This window comes from Shewanella sp. MMG014 (assembly GCF_018100775.1).
Taxonomy (GTDB): Bacteria; Pseudomonadota; Gammaproteobacteria; order Enterobacterales; family Shewanellaceae; genus Shewanella; species Shewanella japonica.
The window spans coordinates 209,871-236,229 of record NZ_JAGJDZ010000004.1; the positions used below are offsets into that span (position 1 = coordinate 209,871).

General features: G+C 40.9%; 19 protein-coding genes. 16 read left to right on the forward strand and 3 right to left on the reverse strand.

The features are described 5' to 3' along the window. The first annotated feature begins 19 nt into the window (after positions 1–19). From infB to rpsO, 4 genes are all read left to right on the forward strand, one after another. Positions 20–2,668, forward strand: coding sequence for a translation initiation factor IF-2 (infB, locus tag J8L86_RS08470; protein ID WP_055023712.1), 2,649 nt, complete (start codon positions 20–22; stop codon positions 2,666–2,668). A 61-nt stretch (positions 2,669–2,729) separates the two neighbouring features. After that, positions 2,730–3,170 carry a 30S ribosome-binding factor RbfA gene (gene rbfA, locus J8L86_RS08475; RefSeq protein WP_065108657.1) on the forward strand — a complete coding sequence of 147 codons (441 nt, stop codon included), beginning with the start codon at positions 2,730–2,732 and terminating at the stop codon, positions 3,168–3,170. After that, a complete protein-coding gene (gene truB, locus J8L86_RS08480; protein ID WP_065108656.1) occupies positions 3,170–4,114 on the forward strand; it encodes a tRNA pseudouridine(55) synthase TruB in 945 nt (314 codons plus the stop codon). Before rbfA ends, truB begins: the two co-directional genes overlap by 1 nt. A gap of 133 nt (positions 4,115–4,247) precedes the next feature. Beyond that, positions 4,248–4,517: a 30S ribosomal protein S15 gene (gene rpsO, locus J8L86_RS08485; RefSeq protein ID WP_055023715.1), complete on the forward strand. Its 270-nt coding sequence runs from the start codon at positions 4,248–4,250 to the stop codon at positions 4,515–4,517. A 143-nt stretch (positions 4,518–4,660) separates the two neighbouring features. On the opposite strand, the gene J8L86_RS08490 is transcribed toward rpsO, so the two are convergent. Further along, positions 4,661–6,697, reverse strand: a complete 2,037-nt coding sequence (locus J8L86_RS08490; protein WP_055023716.1) for an EAL domain-containing protein — start codon at positions 6,695–6,697, stop codon at positions 4,661–4,663. Between the two features lie 377 nt (positions 6,698–7,074). Here J8L86_RS08490 and pnp point away from each other — a divergent pair, with 377 nt between their 5' ends. The 10 genes from pnp to deoD all read left to right on the forward strand — a co-directional run bounded on the left by pnp (position 7,075) and on the right by deoD (position 20,607). Beyond that, on the forward strand, positions 7,075–9,177 hold the full coding sequence (gene pnp, locus J8L86_RS08495) for a polyribonucleotide nucleotidyltransferase (protein ID WP_055023717.1): 2,103 nt from the start codon (positions 7,075–7,077) through the stop codon (positions 9,175–9,177). Between the two features lie 276 nt (positions 9,178–9,453). After that, positions 9,454–10,365, forward strand: coding sequence for a lipoprotein NlpI (gene nlpI / locus J8L86_RS08500; protein ID WP_065108655.1), 912 nt, complete (start codon positions 9,454–9,456; stop codon positions 10,363–10,365). A 249-nt stretch (positions 10,366–10,614) separates the two neighbouring features. After that, entirely contained in the window at positions 10,615–12,198 is a 1,584-nt protein-coding gene (gene prfC, locus J8L86_RS08505; protein WP_055023719.1) for a peptide chain release factor 3, read from the forward strand. 278 nt (positions 12,199–12,476) lie between these two features. Then, the gene (locus J8L86_RS08510) at positions 12,477–13,241 is read left to right on the forward strand and encodes a TatD family hydrolase (RefSeq protein WP_211029876.1); all 765 of its coding nucleotides are present in this window, start codon (positions 12,477–12,479) and stop codon (positions 13,239–13,241) included. A 178-nt stretch (positions 13,242–13,419) separates the two neighbouring features. Next, complete coding sequence (locus J8L86_RS08515; RefSeq protein ID WP_065108653.1) at positions 13,420–14,682, forward strand: NupC/NupG family nucleoside CNT transporter; 1,263 nt, start codon at positions 13,420–13,422, stop codon at positions 14,680–14,682. Positions 14,683–15,046: 364 nt separating this feature from the next. Further along, complete coding sequence (locus J8L86_RS08520) at positions 15,047–15,877, forward strand: outer membrane protein OmpK (protein ID WP_055023722.1); 831 nt, start codon at positions 15,047–15,049, stop codon at positions 15,875–15,877. A gap of 418 nt (positions 15,878–16,295) precedes the next feature. After that, entirely contained in the window at positions 16,296–17,069 is a 774-nt protein-coding gene (deoC, locus tag J8L86_RS08525; RefSeq protein WP_055023723.1) for a deoxyribose-phosphate aldolase, read from the forward strand. A 144-nt stretch (positions 17,070–17,213) separates the two neighbouring features. Then, positions 17,214–18,545, forward strand: a complete 1,332-nt coding sequence (gene deoA / locus J8L86_RS08530; protein ID WP_211029878.1) for a thymidine phosphorylase — start codon at positions 17,214–17,216, stop codon at positions 18,543–18,545. Positions 18,546–18,556: 11 nt separating this feature from the next. After that, positions 18,557–19,771, forward strand: coding sequence for a phosphopentomutase (locus J8L86_RS08535; RefSeq protein WP_065108651.1), 1,215 nt, complete (start codon positions 18,557–18,559; stop codon positions 19,769–19,771). 125 nt (positions 19,772–19,896) lie between these two features. Continuing rightward, positions 19,897–20,607: a purine-nucleoside phosphorylase gene (deoD, locus tag J8L86_RS08540; protein ID WP_055023726.1), complete on the forward strand. Its 711-nt coding sequence runs from the start codon at positions 19,897–19,899 to the stop codon at positions 20,605–20,607. 85 nt (positions 20,608–20,692) lie between these two features. On the opposite strand, the gene J8L86_RS08545 is transcribed toward deoD, so the two are convergent. Next, the gene (locus J8L86_RS08545; protein WP_082972232.1) at positions 20,693–21,634 is read right to left on the reverse strand and encodes an AhpA/YtjB family protein; all 942 of its coding nucleotides are present in this window, start codon (positions 21,632–21,634) and stop codon (positions 20,693–20,695) included. Between the two features lie 87 nt (positions 21,635–21,721). On the opposite strand from J8L86_RS08545, the gene serB reads away from it, so the two are divergent. After that, a complete protein-coding gene (gene serB / locus J8L86_RS08550; RefSeq protein ID WP_065108650.1) occupies positions 21,722–22,708 on the forward strand; it encodes a phosphoserine phosphatase SerB in 987 nt (328 codons plus the stop codon). Positions 22,709–22,934: 226 nt separating this feature from the next. Further along, on the forward strand, positions 22,935–23,828 hold the full coding sequence (locus tag J8L86_RS08555; protein WP_211029880.1) for an alpha/beta hydrolase: 894 nt from the start codon (positions 22,935–22,937) through the stop codon (positions 23,826–23,828). Between the two features lie 66 nt (positions 23,829–23,894). Here the strand turns inward: J8L86_RS08555 and J8L86_RS08560 are convergent, their stop codons facing one another. Then, a complete protein-coding gene (locus tag J8L86_RS08560) occupies positions 23,895–26,294 on the reverse strand; it encodes a PilZ domain-containing protein (RefSeq protein ID WP_211029899.1) in 2,400 nt (799 codons plus the stop codon). Positions 26,295–26,359: the final 65 nt, after the last annotated feature.

The following is a 26,359-nucleotide window of genomic DNA, read 5'->3' on the forward strand; positions in this document are numbered from 1 at the left end:
CAACAGGGGGATTTAATTGATGGCAGATACAAGTATAGATAAATTGGCCACAGAAGTGGGCAAGAATGTAGACAGACTGATTGAACAGTTTGCCGAAGCGGGAATTAAGAAGACTAAAACTGACAGCGTGTCTGAAACAGAAAAGCAAACGTTGTTAGATCACTTAAAGAAGCAGCATGGTGGTGAAAATGCGCCGCAAAAAATGACTTTGCAACGCAAAACTGTGTCTACTTTAAGCGTGAATGCCGGTGGTGGCCAATCTAAAGACGTTAAAGTTGAAGTGCGTAAGAAACGTACTTTCGTTAAACGTGATGAAAGTGAATTAGCCGCAGAAGCAGAAAAACAAGCACAACAGCAAAAAGAAGCAGAAGCGGCGGCTAAAGCTGCAGCAGAAGCTAAAGCTGCTGAAGACAAAGCTAAGGCTGAAGCAAAAGCTAAAGCCGATGCAGAAGCTAAGGCAAAAAAAGAAGCCGAAGCTAAAGCAAAAGCAGAAGCAAAACCTGCTAAAGCTGATGATGCTGAAACTGCTGCAGCTAAAGCTGAAGCTGAGCGTATTAAAGCTGCTCAAGAAGAAGCGTTAACTAAAAAGCAAAAAGAAGAAGCTGCACAAGCTGCTGAAACTGCACGTAAACTTGCTGAAGAAAACTCTAAGCGTTGGGCTGAAGAAGAGCGTCAACGTATAGAAGCTGAGAAAAACAGCGACCATCACATCACAACATCTAAAGCTGCTCGTGCTGCTGAAGATAGCTCTGATGCTGCAGAAGAAAAACGTGGTCGTCGTTCTCGTAACAAGAATGCGAACAAGAAACGTGGTGGCAAAGGCGGTCGTGATAACCGTTCAAGAGGCGCTCGTAACCAAAGTACTGCTCCTGAATCAATGGCGCACGGCTTTAACAAGCCTGTCGCAGTAGTTAAAGGCGATATTCGTATTGGTGAAACCGTTTCTGTTGCTGAACTTGCGCAGCGTATGTCTGTTAAAGCAACTGAAATCATCAAGCAAATGATGAAAATGGGTTCAATGGTTACGATTAACCAAATCCTTGACCAAGAAACAGCACAAATGGTTGCTGAAGAAATGGGTCACAAAGTTGTACTACTACGTGAAAACGAATTAGAGCATCAAGTACTTGGTGATCGTGACGAAGAGAACGTTGTTTTAGAAACACGTGCTCCAGTTGTGACCATCATGGGCCACGTTGACCATGGTAAAACATCATTACTTGATTATATTCGTCGTGCAAAAGTTGCCGATGGTGAAGCCGGTGGTATTACGCAGCATATTGGTGCTTACCACGTTGAAACTGACAACGGCATGATCACTTTCTTAGATACTCCAGGTCACGCAGCGTTCACTTCTATGCGTGCTCGTGGTGCTAAAGCAACAGATATCGTTGTATTGGTCGTTGCTGCTGATGATGGCGCTATGCCTCAGACAATTGAAGCAATCCAACATGCTAAAGCCGGTAACGTGCCGTTAATTATCGCGGTTAACAAAATGGATAAGCCAGAAGCTGATCCAGAACGTGTTAAGAGTGAATTAGCGCAGCATGGTGTAATGTCTGAAGATTGGGGCGGCGAGCATATGTTCGTCAACGTTTCAGCTAAAGCAGGTACAGGTATCGATGAGCTACTTGAAGGCATTCTTTTACAAGCTGAAGTTCTAGAGCTTCAAGCTGTTCGTGAAGGTATGGCTGCAGGTGTGGTTATCGAATCTAAATTGGATAAAGGTCGTGGCCCAGTTGCTACTGTTCTTGTTCAAGAAGGTACGTTACGCCAAGGTGATATCGTTCTTTGTGGTCTTGAGTACGGTAAAATCCGTGCGATGAAAGATGAAAACGGTAAGAGCATTACTGAAGCAGGTCCATCAATCCCTGTTGAGATTTTAGGTCTTTCAGGTGTGCCATCAGCGGGTGATGAAGCGACAGTAGTTCGTGATGAACGTAAAGCTCGTGAAGTTGCACTTTACCGTCAAGGTAAATTCCGTGATGTTAAACTTGCGCGTCAGCAGAAGTCTAAACTTGAGAACATGTTTGCGAACATGACTGAAGGCGAAGTACAAGAGCTAAACATCGTACTTAAAGCAGACGTTCAAGGTTCACTTGAAGCAATTTGTGATTCATTAACTAAACTGTCTACTGACGAAGTTAAAGTTAGCATTATTGCTCGTGGTGTTGGTGCATTAACAGAAACTGATGCAACACTTGCAGCAGCTTCAAACGCTATCATGGTTGGTTTCAACGTTCGTGCTGATGCACAAGCGCGTAAGACAATTGAAGCTGAAAGCGTTGATTTACGCTACTACAGCGTTATCTATGACCTAATTGATGAAGTTAAAGCGGCAATGACCGGCATGTTAGCGCCTGAGTTCAAGCAGCAAATCATCGGTCTAGCTGAAGTACGTGACGTATTTAAGTCGCCTAAGATTGGTGCAATTGCGGGTTGTATGGTTACTGAAGGTACCATCAAACGTAGCGCTCCTATTCGTGTACTACGTGAAAACGTGGTTATCTACGAAGGTGAACTAGAATCATTACGTCGCTTTAAAGATGATGTAAACGATGTCCGTAATGGCATGGAATGTGGTATCGGTGTGAAGAACTACAATGACGTCAAAGTTGGCGATCAGATTGAGGTCTTCGAGACGGTCGAAGTGGCCAGAACGCTGTAACACAGAAAGGGCGGCGTAAGCCGCCTTTTTTATTTATATAAAGCTATAAGGTATTAATGTTATGGCAAAAGAATTTAGTCGTACACGCCGTATTGCACAGCAACTCCAGCAAGAGTTAGCGATGATTTTACAGCGCGACATGAAAGATCCACGTATCGGCTTCGTGACAGTAAACGATGTTGATGTCTCTCGTGATTTAAGCTTTGCGAAAGTTTTTGTGACTTTCTTCGAAGAAGATCAAGAGTTGGTTGATCAAAAAATTGAAGCACTGACAGCGGCTGCGCCTTATGTCAGAACATTAGTTGCAAGTCGAATGAAACTGCGTGTTATGCCTGAGCTGCGTTTTGTATACGATAGTTCGTTAGTTGAAGGCATGCGCATGTCTAACTTAGTGAGCCAAGTGATTACACAAGACAAAGCTAAGCAAGACAAAGCAAGACAAGATGAGTTTGGCTCTGACGATGTTGATGCATCAGAAGATAAAACTGAGGATAAAGATTAATGGCTCGTCGTCGCAAAGGTCGTTTTATTAATGGCATCGTACTTTTAGATAAAGGTACTGGCATCAGTTCTAACCATGCTTTGCAACGTGTCAAACGTATTTATAACGCCAATAAAGCAGGCCATACTGGTGCTTTAGACCCTTTAGCCACAGGTATGCTCCCCGTTTGCTTAGGCGAAGCAACCAAGTTCTCTCAACACCTTTTAGATGCGGACAAGCGTTATTTGGTGACAGCTAAATTAGGTGAAAGAACAGACACCAGTGATTCTGATGGTGAAGTTGTTCAGATCCGACCGGTTAAGTTTGAGCAAAAGCTGTTAGAGGATTCTTTAGAGCATTTTCGCGGTGACACCATGCAAGTGCCTTCAATGTTCTCTGCACTAAAGTATCAAGGGCAGCCTTTATACAAGTATGCTCGTGAAGGCATAGAGGTTCCTCGAGAAGCCCGTCCTATTACCGTATTTGAGTTGCTATTTGTTAGCCTAGAAGGCGATGACTTAACACTTGATATTCATTGCTCAAAAGGCACCTACATTCGTACCATCATTGATGATTTAGGTGAAATGTTAGGTTGTGGCGCACATGTCACTATGCTGAGACGAACCCAAGTTGCAGGCTATCCATATGAGAAAATGGTGACGCTTGAGCAGTTAACTGAAATAGCTGAACACGTCGATAAAGAAGATGAGTCTTCTTTTAGCGTGTTAGATGATTTGTTGTTGCCGATGGACACTGCTGTAGCAAACTTCACTGAAGTTAATTTACCGGACGCTTGTGAGCAATTTATTATGCAAGGTCAGCCTGTTCAGGCTGCAGGCTTAAAAGCAGGTGAATTGGTCAGAATGACGTTAGGTGAGCAGCGTCGCTTTATCGGAATTGGTACCATGAATGATGATGGTTTGCTGGCTCCTAAGCGTCTAGTTGTTGATCACAGTGCAGAATAATCATTAATTACTAGCTTTTATCGGCTGTTAAGTGTTTTTTATTGCGATAGTGACTGAATATAGTTAGAATGTCGCCCCCTCTGGCTGAGTTAGTGATTGGCTAGAGTTAATTTAATTTTTTCTGGAGATAAATATGTCACTAAGTAATGAACAAAAAGCAGCTATCGTAGCTGAATACAGCCGTGGTGAAAACGACACTGGTTCAACTGAAGTACAAGTTGCTTTATTGACTGCACAGATTAACCATCTGCAAGGTCACTTCAAAGAGCACATCCATGATCACCATTCACGTCGTGGTCTATTACGTATGGTTAGCGCACGTCGTAAACTTACTGCTTACTTAAAGCGTAAAGACGTAGCTCGTTATACTGCTCTTATCCAGAAGTTAGGTTTACGTCGTTAATAACGATGTTTAATTTGATTGTGTTTACATAGTCAAATTCTAACCGTAAAAAAGGAGGCTTAAGCCTCCTTTTTTATTATGTCCAATTAAGTCATACATCATCGCATGGCTTTACGTCTTTTTTAAAAGCAAGTCGCTGGCATTTAAACCTGTTCTAACGGCATACTCATTTCAGTAAAATATTGCGCTTCAAACTCGTCTAGCGGTAAGGGCTTACTGAAAAAGAAGCCTTGGCCAATTTGGCAATTATGCTGCTGAAGCCAAGTGAGTTGTTCTTGGTTCTCAATACCTTCTGCAACAATATCTAAATTCAGTTGCTGACCTAACATCAAAATGGTCGAAGCAATTGATGCATCATGGGGTAAATCAGATACAAACCCTCGGTCAATCTTCATCGTTGTAATAGGCAGATGTCTTAAGTATGACAATGATGAATACCCTGTACCAAAATCATCAACCGCTATACCAAAACCTGCACTTTTTAGCTGCTCTAGTTTAGCAATTGCTTGATCGACATCATTCATCAAAGAGGTCTCAGTTATCTCAATTTCTAAGAGTTCAGGACGAATTTGATATCTTAGCGCTAATTGCTTTATGTCAGAAACCAAACTGGCATCAGCGAACTGCTGCGATGCCACATTCACTGCAATTGGAATGGCATAATTGTATTTCTTTTCCCATTCACGAATGACCTTACAGCTTTGCTCGATAACCCAGCGGCCTATAGGAATGATTATCCCCGTTTCTTCTGCGATAGGTATGAAAGACATCGGCGGCACGAGTTCGCCATTCTTTTGCCAACGGATAAGTGCTTCACACCCCATAATTCGATTCGTTTTTAGATCAAGTTTTGGTTGGAAGTATAATAAGAATTCATTGTGCTTAAGTGCGTCATGTAGTGAGGCTTCTGTTTTGAGCCTCACAGCGGCATTCTCGGTCATTTGTTGCTTAAAGAAAGCCCATTGATTAGAACCTGCAGCTTTAGCACTGTACATAGCGATATCAGCGTGTCGAATAAGATCCTCTGCGCCAGGGCCATCTTCAGGATAAATAGAGATACCGATTGATGCCGCAGGATGAATGGCGTGCTCGTTAAGTTGTACGGGGGCATTAAGTTGCTTTTGCAGTTTATCGACGAAGTCAGCTGCTTGATCTGGTGTTTCTATATCATCAGCGACAATAACAAACTCATCGCCACCTAATCTTGCTACGCTGCCTCTGTCACCTACAACGGTTTCTAAAATCCTCGCGACACGTGCCAGGAATTGATCCCCAATAGCATGACCCAATGAATCATTCACGTTTTTAAAGCGGTCTAAATCGATAAAGAGTAGTGCAAAGTGCCTTTTGTGAACCCGTGCTCGTTGAATGGTTACATCCAAAGTTTCGAGCAATAAGGTGCGATTAGGCAAACTGGTTAATGGATCCCGAGTTGCCATTTTTCTGAGTTTATTTTGAGTCTGACTAAACTGTAATAAAATCTGGTTGAACTTTGAGGTCACTAGCCCAAGCTCATCATCTTTGTGAGCCTTAGCCATAGGCAGTAAGTTTTCATCGGGTAAATCTGGGTCAATTTTATCAATTGCTTCACTAATTTGGGCAATGGGTTGAGTCAAAAAGCGGTGGAAAACGATAGTTAATACTAAGGTGAGTAATAAAGCGCGTGCTAACGTTGCAATAAAGCCGAGTTGTAACTGATTAAATAGGTTATTGGTCATCTCTTGTGTGTTGTAAAAGATGGTAAGCGTTCCAATCAGTTGCTGTTTTTTATTGCCTTCAAAATAAAAAGGGCGATATAGCGGTCGTGAAATCTCATTTAAGTCTTTAAATAAAAAGTGGCTTAAATTGTCGTAGTTTTCAGAGAATTGTTTTGGTTGATTACTGGCTGTTACGAAAAGGCTACCATCATCTAAGGTAATGACTGCAGAGCTAATATTATCAATTTTGATAATACCCTCTAAGGTTTGTTCGGTTTGTTTATCATCTAGTGCCCAAACTGCATTAGAGGCAGTTTGTTCTACTGAATTAAGTAACTCTTCTTGAGAAGCGGTAAGCTGCTGTTTGGTTGTGACGACAACTAAAGCTATCTCGACAACAAAAATGGCAATCGCAAAAAACAAAGCAGTAAATACAACTAAGTTAGTTTGCTTCCATGTCAGAGATTTAAACCTTGGTGTCATTCAAACGATTCCATTTGTTTTTATTACAGTTTCAGAGAGCAGATATCGATTAGATAGTAAATCTGCTGTGCCTAATCACTTATTAATTTATATCGCTTTCGCATCATCTCACTTTAGACAAAATCAGATTAAATGTCATTAATTATAGCGATAACCTTACTCAACAAGAGAGGTGCTTCAAGCAGTTAAGCAATTTTGAGCGGCTTTGTCATCCTGCTGTCATCAAATGCAAGTATTTACAATGGCTGTTATCGGCTTCATTTTCGGTAAATTTAATTATTTTTTAGCGGTATATTGCGATGCGCTTTAACTATTGTAAAAAATTGCAGTATACTTATGCGCGTAATTTAAAGGTCAATAATTAAGGAATGGGTCACGTGAATCCAATTGTAAAGAGTTTTGAGTATGGTCAACATACCGTCACCTTAGAAACAGGTGTTATTGCACGTCAAGCAGATGCTGCAGTTTTAGCGAGCATGGGCGATACAACAGTATTAGTAACTGTTGTTGGTAAAAAAGTAGCGGATCCAAGCCGTGACTTCTTCCCATTAACAGTTAACTACCAAGAAAAAACCTACGCAGCAGGTAAAATCCCTGGTGGTTTCTTCAAGCGTGAAGGTCGTCCTTCTGAAGATGAAACACTGATTGCTCGTTTAATCGACCGTCCAATTCGTCCTTTATTTCCGAACGGTTTTAAAAACGAAGTTCAAGTAATCATTACGGTAGTTTCAGTTGATCCACAAATTGAACCAGATATGGTTGCAATGATTGGTACTTCAGCTGCGCTTTCTATTTCAGGTATCCCATTTAATGGCCCAATCGGCGCAGCACGCGTTGGTTACATTGATGGCGAATATCTATTAAACCCAACAGTTGATCAAGTTGCTGAAAGTGATCTTGATTTAGTTGTTGCTGGTACTGAATCAGCTGTATTGATGGTTGAATCAGAAGCAAAATCATTAGCTGAAGAAATCATGTTAGGTGCGGTGACTTACGGTCATGACCAGCAGCAAGTTGTTGTTCAAGCTATTGCAGAATTCAAAGCTGAAGCGGGTAAACCTACTTGGGATTGGACAGCTCCAGTACAAGATCAAGATTTAGTAGCTCAAATTAAAGAGTTAGCTGAAGAAGGCATGACTGCGGCTTACCAAATCGAAGTTAAGCAAGACCGTTACGCGCAAGTTGGCGTAGTTAAAGCGGCTGCTAAAGAAGCATTGATTGCTCAAAATCCTGATGTTGATACTCGTGAAGTTGACAACTTATTAGGTAGTCTTGAAAAAGACGTAGTTCGTGGTCGTATTATTAGTGGCAAGCCACGTATCGACGGTCGTGAACCAGATATGATCCGCGCATTGAACGTATTAGCGGGTGTACTTCCACGTACACACGGTAGTTCTTTATTTACCCGTGGTGAAACTCAAGCATTAGTAACTTGTACTTTAGGTACTGAACGTGATGCTCAAAAAATTGACAGCATCATGGGCGAGCGTACTAATCGCTTTATGCTTCATTACAACTTCCCTCCATACTCTGTTGGTGAAACAGGTATGGTAGGTTCGCCTAAGCGTCGTGAAATTGGTCACGGTAAATTAGCTTGGCGTGGTATCAATGCTGTTATGCCTTCTGCTGAAGAATTCCCATACAGTGTTCGTGTTGTATCTGAAATCACAGAATCAAACGGTTCAAGCTCTATGGCTTCTGTTTGTGGTACTTCATTAGCGTTAATGGATGCGGGTGTACCTATCAAGACTTCTGTTGCTGGTATCGCAATGGGTCTAGTAAAAGAAGGCGACGACTTTGTTGTTCTTTCTGATATCTTAGGTGATGAAGATCACTTAGGTGACATGGACTTTAAAGTAGCGGGTACTCGTGACGGTATTACTGCGCTGCAGATGGATATCAAGATTGAAGGTATCACTAAAGAGATCATGGACATCGCACTGCAACAAGCATACGGCGCACGTGTTCATATTCTTAACGTTATGGACCAAGCAATTGGTGGCGCACGTGAAGATATCTCTGATCACGCTCCACGTATCACGACTATCAAGATTAATCCTGAGAAGATCCGTGACGTTATCGGTAAAGGTGGTGCAACTATCCGTGCACTTACTGAAGAAACAGGCACAACAATTGAACTTGATGACAACGGTACTGTGAAGATTGCATCTTCAAACGGTGAAGCAACGAAAGAAGCTATTCGTCGTATCGAAGAAATCACTGCTGAAGTTGAAGTGGGTCGCATCTATAAAGGTAAGGTAATCCGTATCGTTGATTTCGGTGCATTCGTTAACATCCTACCAGGTAAAGACGGCTTAGTTCACATCTCACAAATCAGTGAAGAGCGTGTTGCTAACGTTTCTGACCATCTTGAAATGAATCAAGAAGTTGACGTTAAAGTGATGGAAGTTGACCGTCAAGGTCGTGTAAGACTTTCTATCAAAGAAGCGAACGCTAAAGAAGAAGCTGCTGCAGAATAATATCTGACACCAAGCGTTAATTAAAAGGAGATCTTCGGGTCTCCTTTTTTGTGCCTATAATTTGTCGACAAACGCTTAGTGTAGACGTTATGGATATTGAATGAATACGTTGAGCAAGTCATGTAAATTATCAATTTCAACCGTAGCTTATTCACTCTAAAGCTGGCTATATCATCAGTTATGCTGGTAAATGAAATTTTATTGGTATCTGCATAGCCCTTATGGAGATTGGTTGATATGATGCAAAGTAATTATAGAACCTGATAAGGTATTTAAATGGAACAGAAATTACGTACCACAGTTGTCGCATTATGTGTGGGTGCCAGTTTGTTATTGTCAGGTTGTGCCTCTTTATCTGGTAGTGCCGATAGTGCAGCGAATGGCAAAATCATGGTTGCGCCAAATGTCCCAGACTACAAACTTGAAGTAACCTTAGCCAAATTAAATGAAATTCTTGGTACGATGGAACTAACGCCTGAACAACGAGCGCGTTTTCATTATGATCGTGGCGTAATATATGACAGCGTTGGTTTACGTTTACTTGCAAGAATAGATTTTCATCAAGCCATTAAACTGCAACCTAATTTAGCCGACGCTTATAACTTCTTAGGGATTTATTACACCCAAGAGGGGGAGTTTGAAAGTGCTTATGAGTCATTTGATGGCGTACTTGAGTTATCACCTGAATACGATTATGCCTATTTGAACCGTGGTATTGCTTTGTATTACGGCGAGCGTTATGAATTAGCCGCTCAAGACATGAAAGACTTTTTACGAAAGGATCCTTCTGATGGCTACCGTGCTTTGTGGTTATATCTAGTCGACTCACCAAGAGATGCTGAGTCTGCACAGCTAGCATTAGCGGAAAATCGTCAGTCATTGAATGATCAGGCTTGGTCGTCAGTGTTAGTTGACTACTACTTAGGTAAAATGACTAAAGAGCAGGTTTTTGAGGCTGCTAAGGTCAATTTAAACCAGCCTAAAGAATATTCTGAGCGCTTATGTGAAGCCTATTTTTACATTGCCAAAAAAGCAGTAGAGCAACAAGATTACCAACTTGCTATTGATTACTATCGATTGAGTTTGGCAACTAATATTTATGATTTTGTAGAGCATCGCTATGCAAGAATCGAACTTGCTCAAGCGCAGCAGCAATTAATTGAACAAGAATCGGCTCAAACAAACTAATTGAGTGAATATCTAAAAGGCCGATAATGTTATTATCGGCCTTTTTCTTTTTACCCCTCAGGGCAAAGATTTATTAGCTCAGATTTTCTAGTTCAAATTCTGCAGTTAAGCTAGGCTAGTTCAACCTTCACTGACATTGTCAATCAGCTTTTGGTTTTGACTCACCAATACTCAAGACTTTACCTAGCCAACTATCCTCGGAAACGCTATAATTTGCGCCATTTTATTTATGCTAGGGCAAAGTAACTCATGTCAGCTCACACAGTCGAGGTCGATAAACGTCGTACCTTCGCGATTATTTCGCATCCCGATGCCGGTAAAACGACTATCACCGAGAAAGTTCTTTTATTCGGACAAGCTATCCAAACTGCAGGTACAGTAAAAGGTCGTGGTTCAAAGCAGCACGCAAAGTCTGACTGGATGGAAATGGAAAAAGATCGTGGTATTTCTATCACGACGTCTGTGATGCAGTTTCCTTATAGTGATTGCTTAGTCAATCTTCTTGATACACCTGGTCATGAAGACTTTTCGGAAGATACCTATCGTACCTTAACAGCAGTTGATTCATGTTTAATGGTCATTGACTCAGCTAAAGGTGTCGAAGATAGAACACGTAAACTGATGGAAGTTACTCGACTTCGTGACACGCCGATTGTCACTTTCATGAACAAATGTGACCGTGATATTCGCGATCCTATGGAAGTGATGGACGAAGTAGAAAATGAGCTGAAAATTGCCTGTGCTCCAATTACTTGGCCAATTGGTTGTGGTAAATCCTTTAAAGGTGTTTACCATATTCTGCGTGATGAAACTGTGCTTTATCAATCTGGTCAAGGTCATACGATTCAAGAAGTCCGTATCGTTAAAGGGCTTGAAAATCCAGATTTAGATGAAGCCGTTGGTAGTGAGCTGGCTGAGCAATTACGTGAAGAGTTAGAGCTGGTTATTGGTGCTTCACATGAGTTTGAACTTGAGCCTTTTTTGAAAGGTGAACTTTCACCGGTCTTTTTTGGTACTGCATTAGGTAACTTTGGTGTTGATCATGTACTTGATGGTCTAACAGAGTGGGCTCCTAAGCCACAACCTCGTGCAACGGAGATGGGCGATATCCATGCTGAAAATGAAAAGTTCAGCGGCTTTGTATTTAAAATTCAAGCTAACATGGACCCTAAACATCGTGACCGTGTTGCGTTTATGCGTATTGTTTCTGGTAAATATCAGAAAGGCATGAAAATGCACCATGTTCGTGCCGGAAAAGATGTGCGCATTTCTGATGCGTTAACCTTTGTTGCGGGTGACCGTGAGCAAGTAGAAGAAGCATACCCTGGTGATATTATCGGGTTACATAACCACGGTACTATTCAAATTGGTGATACCTTCTCACAAGGTGAGAAGCTTAAGTTTACGGGTATTCCTAACTTCGCACCTGAAATGTTCCGCCGTATTCGCTTAAAAGATCCGCTGAAGCAAAAGCAATTGCTTAAAGGTTTAGTGCAGCTAGCTGAAGAAGGCGCTGTGCAGGTATTTAGACCGCTTGATACCAATGACCTTATTGTTGGCGCTGTTGGTGTGCTGCAGTTTGAAGTGGTTGTAGGCCGTCTTAAGAGCGAGTACAACGTAGAAGCGATTTATGAAGGCATTAGTGTGTCGACAGCCCGTTGGGTTTATTGTAAAGACGAGCGTAAGTTAGAAGAGTTCCGCCGTAAGTGCAGTGCAAACTTAGCACTAGATGGTGGCGATAACTTAACGTATATCGCACCTACTATGGTAAATCTGAACTTATCAATGGAACGCTACCCAGATGTTGAGTTTGCCAAAACACGAGAAAATTAATCCATAAACTCTAAAGAGTCGGTATTGATGAATATTAAAGGCGGATTTTCCGCCTTTTTTTATGCCCAAAAAGACCAAATAAATCGGTTTGTATAAACGGAATAATCAGTATATTTTGGAGCAAGAAATTCTTATCAGCATCGACTATTCCATTATTTGTGTGCGATAAGCTTTTAGCATTCAGTATCCTTTAAGCCGTTTTTGGTAGGTTAAACTTAACACCGACGATTAATAATAACCTGATGTATCAATGATTTTAGTCAAAGGGAGAGATATACATGATTGATTCTCATGCACATTTAGATCTTGCTGACTTTGATCATGACAGGGCTGAATTATTTAATGCTATGGCATTAAAAGGAATAAACTCGGCTTTAATCCCTGCGATTAGTGAACAGCATTGGGAAAATCAATTAGCGATAGCACAGCAATATCATTGCTATTTTGCTTTGGGTATTCACCCTTGGTATGTTCCCGAAGACGTTAACGCATCACTCGTATCACTGGAGAATATGCTCGCCAAATATGCGGCAAATGACAGACTTGTAGCCGTTGGTGAGTGCGGATTAGATAAGCTAAAACCAGACTTTGATAGACAGCAACAGCTATTATCTGGACAATTAAAAATTGCAATTAATATGGAGTATCCAGTGATTCTTCATGGAGTCAAATGTCACCAAGAGTTATTGTCATTATTAAACCGATTCCCTAATCCCAAAGGGGGCGTTATTCATGGTTTTTACGGTGCGCCAGAGTTGGCAAGTCGATATATTGAACTAGGTTATAAATTGGGTATTGGTGGCTTATTACTCAACCCAAAAGCCAAAAAGTTAAGAAAAACGATCACTGAATTGGATATTAAACATTTCATAATTGAAACAGACTCGCCTAGCATGACCCCCTATAATGCAACCGAAAAACGAAATACTCCGCTTATTTTGCCAAATGTGGCCTCTGAGATCGCAAATTTACAGAAAAAAACAACTGTTTTTATATTAGAACGATTGAATAAAAACTTCTCCCAACTGTTTGAGCTGTCGTAATTTTTTTTTAAACATGGTTATTAATAAATATTAATGTTTCATAAGATCCTGAAATTAAACTCTAAAAGTATGATCTAATCCACGATTTTCATCTGCTCCTCAGTTATAATCATTAACGGAAAATAGGTGAGTTAACAACAATTATACAAATCGTTAACATAAATAAGGGTGATGATTAATGGATATACTAATGAGTCTAGTTGGGGTGGTTACCATACTAGCAATCGGTTATGCACTATCAAACAACAGAAAAGCTATTAATGTTCGTACTGTTGGTGGCGCTTTAGCAATTCAAGCATTCTTTGCTGGTTTTGTTTTATACGTTCCAGTTGGTAAAGACATTTTAAAAGGTGTTTCTGACGCAGTATCTAGCGTAATTGGTTACGCTCAAAATGGTATTAACTTCTTATTTGGCGACTTAGCCCAATTTAAAGTTGGTTTCATCTTCGCGGTAAACGTACTTCCGGTTATCGTATTCTTCTCTTCTTTAATTGCAGTTCTTTACTACTTGGGCATCATGCAGTGGATCATCCGTATTATCGGTGGTGGTTTACAAAAAGCATTAGGCACTAGCCGTACAGAGTCTATGTCTGCAACGGCTAACATCTTCGTTGGTCAAACTGAAGCTCCTTTAGTTGTACGTCCTTTCATCGCGACAATGACTAACTCTGAATTATTCGCAATCATGGTTGGTGGTTTAGCATCAATCGCGGGTTCAGTATTAGCTGGTTACGCGCAAATGGGTGTACCGATTGAGTACTTAGTTGCAGCATCATTCATGGCTGCTCCAGGTGGTCTTATGATGGCTAAGCTAATGCATCCTGAAACTGAAGAAGCTAAAAACGAAATGTCAGATCTTCCAGAAGATCCTGACAAGCCTGCAAACGTGTTAGACGCGGCTGCTGCAGGTGCTTCATCTGGTATGCACTTAGCACTTAACGTTGGTGCAATGTTGATTGCTTTCGTTGGTTTGATTGCAATGATCAACGGTATCATCGGTGGTGTAACAGGTTGGTTCGGTCTTGAAGGCATTACTTTAGAGCTAATCTTAGGTTACATCTTCATGCCATTAGCATTCTTAATCGGTGTACCTTGGAACGAAGCATTAGTTGCTGGTTCTTTCATCGGTCAAAAGATTGTTGTTAACGAATTCGTAGCATACCTTAACTTTGCTCCTTACTTACTAGATGCATCAGCTGAAGGTTACCAAGTAGTAGCAGAAACAGGCATGATGATGACTGACAGAACCAAAGCGATTATCTCATTCGCATTATGTGGTTTTGCTAACTTATCTTCTATTGCAATTCTATTAGGTGGTTTAGGTGCAATGGCTCCTAGCCGTCGCCATGACTTAGCTAGACTAGGTATCCGTGCTGTTATTGCCGGTTCTTTAGCTAACTTAATGAGTGCGACTCTAGCTGGTTTATTCTTAGCGATTTAATTGTCTAAGACGACCTTGAGTTGAGTAAATGAAGGCTGTTGTTACCTCGGTAATAGCAGCTTTTTTTTAGGTTTTTTTACCTAAGTTAATTGAAGTTTAATCTCGCTAGCCCATTGGCTGGCATATGACTTGCTTTGTTAAATCACCAGTTTTTTATATTACTTTACTCAAAAAATACAGTTTATTAGTCATAAATGTTCTAAGTTGTTAGTAGAAAGTAGAGATATTGTTCACATTTTGGGATTAAGTATTCGTATTTTTGCCAAATAATATTGAGCTTTTATCCAATCTATGTACAATGCAAACGTTTATAAAAATCGCCACCCACGAAGGTGGTAAAATAAATATATCAATGGGGTTGATAATGAAAAACGTTAAAACTTTAGCTTTAGCTGCTACAACTATCGCTGCTATGTCTGCACCTGCAATGGCTGCTGACCGTGGTGAAGATATCCGTTCTGGTGATTACAGCTGGATGCAGTTCAATGCAATGTACGCATTTGACGAATTACCAAGTGCTGGCGAAAGTGGCCACGATTACTTAGAAATGGAATTTGGCGGCCGCGCTGGTGTTGTTGATTTATACGGTTACGTAGACGTATTCAACTTATTCACTCAAGATTCTGGTGACAAAGGCTACGGTGAAAGCCGTATGTTCATGAAGTTTGCACCTCGTTTCTCTTTAGATGCAATTACTGGTCTTGACCTTTCAGTTGGTCCTATCCAAGAAGTGTACTTCTCTACTCTATTCAACTGGGGTGGTGGAGCAATTGGTGAAGACGTAAACTCTTCTTTCTGGGGTTTAGGTGCTGACGTTATGGTTCCATGGTTAGGTAAAACTGGCATGAACTTATACGCTCACTACGACATGAATGGTAAAGATTGGAATGGTTACCAGTTCTCTGCTAACTGGTTCAAGCCTGTTCATAACTTCGATAACGGTACTTTCGTAGCGTTCCAAGGTTATGTTGATTACCAATTTGGTGCTGATGATGAGTACGGCGATGAGTTCGTTCCAATGTCTAGCAATGGTGGTGCAGCATACTTCGGTCTACACTGGCATTCAGATAACTACGCACTTGGTTACGGCCTAAAAGGCTACAAAGATGTATACCTTCTTGAAGATGGTGCTGGTATTGTTGGTCTAGAAACAACTGGTTGGGCTCACTACCTAACAGCTACTTACAAGTTCTAATCTAATTTGTAAGCTTTGGAGCCACATTATGTGGCTCCAAATTTATTGCAAAATATGTTAGTATTTACTTAAGTACATACAAAAATTTGTTAGAATGTATTTAGATAAATATTAAAGTCCAAACAATTTAAAATAGTGAACTAATATACTAGTGGTTCGGTATCAAATGTTTGGATTGATTTGCGCGCTAAAAGGGAATTTTCGCGGAATGGATGAAACAATTATTCTTTGTTTCACCTCTTCCGGTCTTCAAGGATTCAAGTCGTGGTACTCGTTATCAGATTGAATACTTAGTTCAGTAACTTATCAATTAATTTACTGGCAATGCTCGAAGGCCCGGCCTCTACATCAATCAACTGCCAGCTTTATGCATTGCCAAAACAAGATTTTTATTAGGTTTTTGTTTCGGAGAGCAAACATGAGTGATTTAAAAAAAGCAGCACAACTTGGTATCTCATTAATGGATTTAACCACATTAAATGACGATGATACTGATCAAAAAGTCATTGATTTATGCCACAAAGCGAATACTGCTGCTGGCCATACTGCTGCCATTTGTATTTATCCGCGTTTTATTCCAATTGCTCGTAAAACATTGAATGAGTTAGATTGCGAAGATATCAAAATCGCTACCGTAACGAACTTCCCACACGGTAATGATGATATTGCTATTGCAGTATTAGAAACTCGTGCTGCTGTTGCTTATGGCGCAGACGAAGTTGATGTGGTTTTCCCATACCGTTCATTAATGGCTGGTAACGAGTCTTTAGGTTTTGAGCTCGTTAAAGCATGTAAAGAAGCGTGTGGTGATGAAGCGATCTTAAAAGTGATTATCGAATCAGGCGAGCTTAAAGATCCTGCGTTAATCCGTAAAGCTTCTGAGTTATCGATTGATGCTGGTGCCGACTTCATTAAAACTTCAACGGGTAAAGTTCCTGTTAATGCGACATTGGAAGCAGCAGAAATTATGCTGACAGTTATCAGTGAGAAAAACCGTAATGTTGGCTTTAAGCCTGCAGGTGGTGTGCGCGATGCTGCACAAACAGCTGAGTTCTTAGGCGTGGCAGAGCGTATTTTAGGTGCAGAGTGGATTTCTCCAGCTAGCTTCCGTTTTGGTGCATCAAGCTTATTAACTAGCTTACTTCACACTCTAGATCTTGCTGATGCTCCTCAAGGTAAACAAGGATACTAAGCAGGTCGATTTGCTTAGTTAGACGTCTTAACGGTTTTAATTGATAGCACCAAGTAACATTGCATTATTTATTTGGTGCCATCTTGTTAAGGTGAAACTCTTGATTTTAAGTATGAATAAAAGGGTTTCATTGGAGGAAATGTTATGTTTCTCGCTCAAGAAATTATTCGTAAAAAACGTAATGGTGAAGCACTTAGTTCTGCTGAAATTCAATTCTTTGTAGACGGTATTACCCAAAATACTGTTTCTGAAGGACAAATTGCTGCATTCGGCATGGCAGTTTATTTTCAAGATATGAACATGGATGAACGTATTGCACTGACCACAGGCATGCGTGACTCTGGCACAGTACTTAATTGGGATTCGTTATCGCTAAACGGACCGATTATTGATAAGCACAGTACTGGCGGAGTCGGTGATGTTATCAGTCTGATGCTTGGCCCTATGGCTGCGGCTTGCGGCGGTTATGTGCCAATGATTTCCGGTCGTGGTTTAGGCCATACTGGTGGTACTCTCGATAAGTTTGATGCAATTCCTGGTTATCAAACCGAACCTTCAAGTGAACTCTTCCGTAAAGTAGTGAAAGAAGCTGGTGTCGCCATCATTGGCCAAACAGGTGATTTAGTCCCAGCTGATAAGCGCTTTTATTCTATTCGAGACAATACAGCGACAGTCGAGTCTATTTCTTTGATTACTGCTTCTATTCTTTCAAAGAAACTCGCTGCGGGCCTTGATGCACTAGCGATGGATGTCAAAGTCGGTAGTGGTGCGTTTATGCCAACTTACGAAGCATCCGAAGAGTTAGCTCGAAGTATTACTGCTGTTGCTAATGGCGCGGGGACTAAAACCACTGCATTACTCACTGACATGAACCAAGTACTAGCCTCATGTGCAGGTAATGCTGTCGAAGTTCGTGAAGCGATTAATTTCCTCACTGGTAAATATCGTAATCCGCGTCTATATGAAGTGACTATGGGCTTATGTGCGGAAATGCTAGTGTTAGGTGGCATTGCCCAAAATGATGCTGAAGCTCGTACTAAACTTAATGCTGTACTTGATAATGGGAAAGCCGCTGAGATTTTTGGCCGTATGGTGTCAGGTCTTGGTGGTCCGGCTGACTTCATTGAGTCATTCGATAACTATTTACCTCATGCATCGATTATCCGTCCTGTTTTTGCCAGCCAACAAGGCTTTGCGCACAGCATGGATACTCGAGAGCTCGGCTTAGCTGTTGTTACTTTAGGTGGCGGACGCAGAAAGCCAGGTGATAAATTAGATTACAGTGTCGGATTAACCGATGTCTGTGCTTTAGGTGATGAGATTACTCAAGATAAACCTATTGCTATGATACATGCTCAATCAGAAGCGGCATTTGAAGAAGCTTCTGCCGCGGTACAACAAGCGATACATATTAAAGATTCGGCGCCAGAAAAAACGCCTGAAATTTATCGCTATATCCGCGCATCGGATTTATAAGGAGCTCAAATATGAAACGTACATTTATTATGATGCTGGATTCATTTGGTGTTGGTGCTGCAACTGATGCTGATAAATTTGGCGATGTCGGTTCAGACACCTTTGGCCATATTGCAAAAGCATGTGCAGAAGGTAAAGCAGATATTGGCCGTCAAGGTCCACTAAAATTACCTAACTTAGCAAAGTTGGGCTTAGGCCATGCAGGTTTCGAAAGTACAGGTAAATTTGCTGATGGCTTCGGTGATAACGTTGAGCTCATCGGCGCTTATGGCCATGCAGACGAACTAAGTTCAGGTAAAGATACGCCGAGCGGTCATTGGGAAATGGCAGGTGTACCGGTTCTTTATGAGTGGGGCTATTTTTCTGATTTAGAAAACTCATTCCCACAAGAATTGACTGATAAAATCTTGGCTCGTGCAGGTTTAACTGAGTTTTTAGGTAATTGTCATGCATCAGGTACTACCATTCTTGAACAGCTTGGTGAAGAGCATATGCGCTCCGGTAAGCCTATTTTCTATACTTCAGCTGACTCGGTATTTCAAATTGCCTGTCATGAAGAAACGTTCGGTTTAGAGAACCTATACCGTTTATGTGAAATTACTCGTGAAGAGCTTGAGCCTTATAATATTGGCCGAGTGATCGCCCGCCCATTTGTTGGTACTGGTCCTGATGATTTTGCACGTACAGGTAATCGTCGCGACTACGCTGTTGAGCCACCTTCAAAAACCGTGCTAGATAAATTAGCTGCTGCAGGTGGTGAAGTGGTTAGCGTTGGTAAGATTGCAGACATTTACGCTCATTGCGGTATTACTCAAAAAGTGAAAGCGACAGGCCTTGAGGCGCTATTTGATGCGACACTTGAGCAAGTTAAACAAGCGGGTGATAACACCATAGTGTTTACCAACTTCGTTGATTTTGACTCTCACTATGGTCATCGCCGTGATATCGCGGGTTATGCCAAAGCGTTAGAGTATTTTGACCAACGTTTACCTGAATTATTAGCACTGTTAAATCCAGAAGATTTAATCGTGTTCACAGCCGATCATGGTTGTGACCCAAGCTGGCAGGGAACAGATCATACTCGTGAACGTGTGCCTGTATTAGCTATGGGGGCAGGTTTAGCTGCTGGCTCACTCGGTCGTCGTAACAGTTTTGCTGATATTGGTCAGTCAATTGCTAGTTACTTTGAACTTGAGCCGATGGAATATGGTAAATCTTTCATTTAACAATAAAAGATTATTATCTTCTAACGCTATTTTGTTAATAAATATAGTAGAATCGCACTGAGTAATTAAGGGGATGACTTAATTACTCATATTAAAGATTTAATATAAAAATATAGGGGTTTTTCATGGCTACACCACATATTAATGCTGTTGAAGGTGCTTTTGGCGAAACAGTTTTATTTCCAGGCGATCCATTACGTGCAAAATACATTGCTGAAACGTTCTTAGAAAATGTTGAGCAAGTGACTGACGTTCGTAACATGTTCGGTTTTACTGGTACTTATAAAGGGACTCGTATCTCTGTTATGGGTTCAGGTATGGGTATTCCTTCATGTTCAATTTATGCTCACGAGCTAATCAAAGAATACGGTGTTAAAAACCTTATTCGTGTTGGTACTTGTGGTGCAATCAGCACAGACGTTAAAGTTCGTGACGTGATTATTGGTATGGGTGCATGTACTGATTCACAAGCTAACCGTCTTCGTTTTAAAGGCCAAGACTTCGCAGCTATCGCGGACTACGGATTAATGAATGCTGTTATTGAATCAGCTAAAACACACGGTACTAAAATCCGTGTTGGTAATGTTTTCTCTGCAGATTTATTCTACACTCCAGATCCTTCAATGTTCGATACAATGGAAAAAATGGGTGTATTAGGTGTCGAAATGGAAGCTGCCGGTCTTTACGGTGTTGCACACGAATTAGGCGCTAAAGCGTTATGTGTTGTTACTGTTTCTGACCACATCAGAACCGGTGAAAAAACATCATCAGATGAGCGTCAAACTACGTTCAACGATATGATTGTGATGACATTAGATGCTGCTATCACACTTTAATTTATTTTAAAGTTTGATAAAAAGGGATAACAGTGATGTTATCCCTTTTTTGTTGTTTAAAAGAGTTAAGATAAAGCCAAATAGCTTACTTTGGCTCGGCTTTATCTTTCTGCTCTTCTCTTGATTTAGCCGCGCTAGATGAGTTAGACGCTTTCGGTGATTTAGAGGCTTTAGGCGATTTAGAGGCTTGCGCTTTGGCACCTTTATTTTTCGTATCAGTAATCGTTTGGCTACCTTGATTCATATCTGTTAACTCTTGATATTCAATTTCGGCCAATTCAGTATCACTGAGTTCTGCATGTTCATCTGAGGGGATGTGGTCTTTTAGAACTTCTCTGCTATCCATACCATCATCCATGTCATCATCTATACCATCGACAGAGTCACTTTGATTAAGCTGTAATAAATGACTGTTCTTTCTTCCTTGTTTAGCTCGGGTTTTACGTCGGTCAAAGTCAGCTCGTTTAAATGACAGGGCGCGAGAGAGAAGCAAGCCTATAATTCCAGCCACAATTAACATGGTTTGTTGTAGCTTCATATTTTCTTGATACAAGGTTTTGATTTCGTCGAAGAATATTCGCAAGTTTACCCGTACTTCAATGTAGCCTAGGTTGTTGTCCCCTTGGAGTACATTTTCAATCATTGGCGGATAAGGCGAGAGTAACTCTTTAAGTTCTTCATCATCGGCATCAAATGCTTCTTCGCTGACCGATTGAGCGAAAGCAAGCCTAACGCCTTGAGCATCATAAATGTGGACGGACATGACTTTAGGGTCATCAATGAGGGCATTTGCAAGCCACTGTAGCTGTTCATCATTTTGTAAAAACATCGCTGGCGCCGCACCATTTGCCGCTTGTTGGGCCAATAGTCTTGCCATAATCTGCGTTTGCGAATTGAGCAATTGTTGCCCGTTGTTGAGGCTAGATTTCCATAAATGAGTTAGCCCAATTAACAAGATTATCGCAATTACGATTTGAATTAATCTGCTGATTTTTTGACTTTTCTTAAGACCTTTAACAAAAATCACTTTAATCCTTGGTGTTTTTTCTATTTAATTAATACTAATCGAAATATTTAATTGTAGATAGTCGCAATCATTGAGGAAATGCAGTCGATGGAAAGTCAGAAAAACTCTAATGCTCTAACCTGGTTATTTTCAGGGGAAGATGGCTCTTTTTCTCATGGTGATTTTAGCTTAACTCGCTACTTTGAAGACGAATTTCTCAATAATATCCAAGTTAAACAACCGCATCGGTTTCGGGTCATTTTTGATGAGGTAGATTTTGATGCTGTGTCTTCGTGGTTGAATCATCTTAATCAGGATTGTTCGGTGGCTGTGTTAATGCGCCATAACGAGCTGAAAGGGTTTGAGATCGCTTCATCCTCTCGGTTAGCGCAATTAATTGAATGCTTTCCTATTGACAGTAATGCCGAGCTATTTGAAGTCACACAAGCATTGCCGAGTATATTTAAACCGGGCTTATTGGTGATGGATATGGACTCGACTGCGATTCAAATTGAGTGTATTGATGAATTGGCCGCGATGGCTGGAGTTGGTGAAGCTGTTTCAGAAGTCACAGAAAGAGCAATGCAAGGTGAACTTGATTTTGAAGAAAGTCTTCGTCTTCGAGTAAGCAAGCTTGCAGGGGCGAGTGACAGTATTATTAATCAGCTTTGTCAGGATTTACCGCTAATGCCTGGACTTGAGTCTATTGTGGCTGAATTAAAGCCTAATGACTGGAAGCTAGTGCTAGCATCAGGTGGATTTACGCCGTTTGTTGGCCACTTAAAAGACTTACTGGGGTTAGATGCTGCCTATGCTAATGAGTTAGTCATCGAAGATGGAAAGCTAATAGGAGAGGTGACTGGTGAGGTTGTCGATGCGCAATTTAAAGCCGATGTGATAGATAAAAGCGCTGCTAAATGGCAAATAGCTGCAGGTCAACGAGTGGCTATTGGTGATGGAGCCAATGATATTCCAATGGTTAAGGCGGCAGATTATGGTATTGCGTTCCATGCTAAACCTAAGTTATTAGCAGCATCAAATGCGAGTATACAGCGATTAGATTTGCGCTGTTTAGTATTCCACCTTCAAGGTTAACTCGCCACTAGGGTAGCCTGCTTAGCTGGAGGTTAACCAGGTGAGGTAGTTAATTTTAAAACCGCATTACTGTTAAGCAGTAATGCGGTTTTTGTTGGCGTATAGAAAGCACTGAACCGTCGCTTATATTATTGATTAGATTTTTTACTCTAATTAACTTGAAGTTAACATTTAAGCTGTTTAACCTAGGTATATTCCTTTCTGCTGATAAAACTTACCAATACCAATGAAGCAAGAATCTCACTTTCTGCCATATCGTGATGGCAAGTTACACCTTCGACATATCAAGCCCTCTATGCCAATTACTTCACGAGAACCTATACTGATGCTTCACGGCGCGATGTCGAACGGACGGGTTTTTTATAGTCCATCAGGGCGAGGTCTTGCCTGTTATTTGGCAGAGCAGGGCTATGATGTTTATGTACTTGATACTGCAGGAAGAGGCTTGAGTGAGCCTAGAATTAATGCTGCATATTCTCTGGGACAAACAGAGGTGATTTTGGAGCAAATCCCTTTAGCTCATCAATTTATCCTATCCCAATCTGGCGCGGGTAAAGTGCATTGGTGCGCTCATTCATGGGGGGGCGTATTAATGGCGAGCTGTTATATACGGTTTGAGTCATTACGCCCTGAGGTTGCCTCATTTGTGACTTTTGGTACCAAGCGAACCATTAAAGTTAAATCATTAAGAAAAACGATGATGGTGGATGTATTTTGGAACAGACTTGCTCCATTAATGACGCAATATCAAGGTTACTTAGCGGCAGATAAATACCGCATAGGGATGGATAATGAAAGCAGGCAATCATTATTACAGACGATTGACTGGGTAGGTGGTGATTGGGTAGACGCTGAAGATCACTTCGATTATTCCGAAGCGGTTAAAGGTATCAGCTGGCCGAAAACCTGGTTTATCGCTGCTCAAAAAGATTACGTACTAGGAAACCCTAGAGACGTAAAAGACATGATGCTTGAGTGTGGTTTAGAAAACGCTGATTATACACTCTTGTCAAAACGAAAAGGTTTTAAGCGTGACTATACTCATGGAGGAATGCTGACTGATAAAGTGGCTGTTTTGGATCACTTTCCATTAGTGAGTGATTGGTATAATCGATTTTAAACAAAATAGTAAAAGCGCCTATAAACTCATAACGTTATTATGCTTGTGATAGGCGGGTTTTGACGGTTAATCTTCTAGTAAATGCAGCTCTGGAAACCTGACTTCGACTTCTGCTGTAATATCTAACAGTTCACCACTACCAATAATTCGCCACAAACGTTCCTCTAAGGCTTTAGCTCTATGGCTGGCATGGATAGTAATGTATTCCATTTCACGGCGAATATAGCTCATATCGGGTTTTTCTGTTGCGCCCAAATAAATCCTCAATGCCATAAACTTGCCTACAGCTTGTGCATGACTAATAAATTTTATTTGTGCACTGCGATGGCTAAAATCACTGACAAACTGTGATTGAATGTTAATTGCTCCTCGACCTTGCCTTGATATCTGCAGAAAAACCTCAAAGTACTGCATGCCGTCTATGGGCTTCATTGATCTGACAGGATCAATAATGAGCTGTTTAAACTCGGTTTCATTAAACAATGGCGTGAGGTTGAAGCTGAGTGGTGTAGTTGAGCCCGCTGCAAATAAATGACTAATATCGTCGGTTTTGGTGCCAATTCCAATGCAGGCTAATTGAGCTGATTTTTTCGTTTTTTCAACAAAGTAAGGCACACTGACTAATTGTCGAAGCAATAAGTTTTTCATCCCATCAGCCAGTTCTTTTAGCTCGCCCTCATCTTCTGAAAGCTGCTCAAATTTATCTCGGTTATGGTTGATTAGTTTATTGAGAAACTCTACTCCTTGGTGAGGTTCATGACCGATTAATGCAGATAAATGTAAAGTTTGCTGTTTTTTATTACCTTGAGTACGGGCACGAATAAGTCGATATGGCAGTTGGCTTAATTGCATTTTTCCAGCGATTTCCTGCAATTTAGGAAAACTCAATATGACATCTGTAGCACTGCTAAACTGAGTATCATCCTCTAAGGTAAACTGGATACCACGTGATGAGATATCATGGGAAATACCTCGAGACTTCTTACCATTATGCTCAATTTCTATAATGGTTTTAAAGGCAAAGCGTGCTTCTCGTCTACGCTCGCTGAAAGGCATTGATAATCTTTTTATCGTATTTTTAGTCAGTTTCTTTTGATTAAAGATTTTAAGTTGATTGACGTTATCGCCTTCATTAAACCAAGCTCGATAGTTTGGTCTAATATCTTCATTTGTTAAGTCTATAAGCTGTAATGTATAGGCAAAACGAGCCAGTTGTTGCTCTGTTAACGCTGAGTATTGCTGTTCATCACCAGGCAATGTCGAGGTTTTATAATTAAGCTTATGATCTACCTTTTGTTGGCATACTTTAAAAATTCGCCAGCTGGATTTAGAGGCCCCAAAACCGAAAAACAGCTGCATAGCCTGATGCTTTTTTAGTTCATGTAAGGTGGCTGAAAAATACTGAGTAATGCCTTTATTACTATGGGTAAAACAAAAGAATAGACTGTGATCTGCTTTATCAGGCGACTTGATTAAGTTAACTAATCGATTATTGGTGAGGAAGTTAGGTAATTGGTTAACTTCGTTTTCGTCAATAAAATACTGCAATATAGGCTGGTTGCCACGACTGAGTAACTGATGACTGATAAATGGCTTCCCATTTTCAACAGACAGATACAGCGGCATGTGTGACAACATAGGTAAATAGTGACGCTCAAACCCTAAGCCGGTGGCATTGACGATGACATCATTGACATCAACTTTGTAGCGAAACTTGTAACCGCGAATGAGCTGACTGAGTAGTTTGTCTAATTCTTTGCTATCACCAAGACGTTTAAGGCGCATGATGGCGCTGTCATCTTTATTTTGTATATCAACAATTTGATAATCTACACCATGTTGTAAATCTTCGAAAAAGAACTCTTCATTAAGCTCAAGTAGTTTTACTCTGAGTGGTTTATCTTGGTCAAAGCGATGTTTGGCGGGTAAACGAACTCTAGCGCCACCCACGGACAAATCTAAACTGGCACCTAAGACTTCGCCGCCGCCATCTTGTGATGCAGAAATACGAATGGAATAATTCATTCTCTCTTCGCTGCGACTGAAGTAACTCCCTAATACAACACCAGGGACGATGAGTTCAGATAACTCTTCAGTGGGTTCTTGTTCTGTTTTGCGAAGGCTTTCTTTGCGAACTTTGTGTTGGCTCAGGACATGCTCGTATACGCCAACAGTATATTTATTACGGTATAGTCCAAGAGCTTGAACAAGGGAAAGTTTAGCGGGCTCATCAAGAAAATGACGCTGTTTAGCAACGGTCACTTCTTCACATTGAAGTTCAGATTTATCTCGTAAATCAATAATTCGGGTGCAACTGGCTGAAAGGCGGTTGAGCTCCATTTTAACTAAAAAGCGAGTAGAGTTAGACTCATCGATGGTGAGTTTTTCAAAGACCTCTTTGAAGTCGGGCTCCATTAATAGTGGCTTGAGTTGTTCTATTAGCTGACTATGGTCTTCTATGCTCATTAGCTCTTTTCAGTTTAGATACGAGATATAGGTGATAAATATAAGCCTGACTGTTAATCTTATCG